The 1,246-nt window shown below is 40.6% G+C and carries 1 protein-coding gene and 1 pseudogene; both read right to left on the minus strand.

From position 1 onward, the window contains the following. Window positions 1-664, minus strand: a pseudogene (locus tag AC2VE5_RS27740) (3-deoxy-7-phosphoheptulonate synthase); the annotation flags it as partial. A 63-nt stretch (window positions 665-727) separates the two neighbouring features. Continuing rightward, a partial coding sequence (locus tag AC2VE5_RS27745) for a sulfite exporter TauE/SafE family protein (RefSeq protein ID WP_486890733.1) occupies window positions 728-1,246 on the minus strand: 519 nt, incomplete at its 5' end.

Genomic DNA, 1,246 nt, shown 5'->3' on the forward strand with positions numbered 1-1,246 from the left:
CAATCGTTGCTGACAGACCTCGTTTCAGCAAAACGGGCTTGTCTTGATTTCCCACTTTTTTCAGCAATGAGAAATTCTGCATGTTACGGGCACCAATCTGGATAATATCAGCGACCTCGGCAACTTTTTCAAGATCTGCTGTATCCATTACTTCAGTCACAATTCCTAAGCCGGTGGCTTCACGAGCTTTTGCCAGTAAACCAAGGGCACTCTCACCATGCCCTTGAAAAGAATAGGGAGAGGTTCGGGGTTTATAAGCTCCACCCCGTAACAGCTTGGCTCCAGCTTTTTTAACTTGCTGAGCTGTCTCCACAATCATTTCTTCATTTTCTACCGAACAAGGTCCAGCTATGGGAACTATGGGGTGATTTTGACCAAAAACCACGAATTCATTAGGTGTAGAGACAAGTATCTCAGTTGGTTCACCATGACGAAATTCTAAACTAGCCCTTTTAAAGGGCTTATCAACCCTCATAACCTTCTCGATAAAAGGGCTTAGTTGTTGAACGTATTGAGGATTAAGAGTAGCAGTATTGCCTACTAAACCAATTATGACTTTATGTCTACCCGCAATTTTTTCTGGTGTAATATTCCAGCTTCTTAATTCTTGGATGATTTTTTGAGTTTCTGAAGCAGGTGTATCAATTTTCATTACTACAATCATTGGTTTAAACCTTCATCGCTAGAAAGCTATCGGTATAAGAGACATTTAGCTTGAGAATAAGTGCTAGGATTTCGAACGAGCAAAATTGTGAGTGGTGTAGATTTTGCTCTTACAACACATCCAGTAATAGATTGATAAGAAAACGATAAACACAAAAAGAGACTGACAAAGAAGCATGACACTTAAAGGAATAAGTATAAATGAACTAACCAACTCAATTAGTATTAGGCTAATAAGTATCTTAGTAATAGTTTCTCGCTTCATCCAATTGCACCAAATAGCACCTGTTGGCGCACCGATAACAACCACTGGTACTGCTGCCAACCAATAATTCGTTACAGGCTCGACAAAGTCACCTATAAAGAACTTATGAAGGGTGAAACCAGCCACAGCATTAATAGCCATCAAAATGACAGAGGTCGGGGTGCTAACCTTTTCGCACAAGCCGAATAGCAATACCATGACGGAGAAGCAAAAAATATCTATGCCACTGCCTAATAAGCCACTAATGACTCCTCCTAACATTCCTACTGCTGTTGCGATAACTCGTTCCTGGTTGCCCCAAAAGGTGATCACTAAATT

The organism is Aliterella sp. E5.1 (assembly GCF_057473825.1).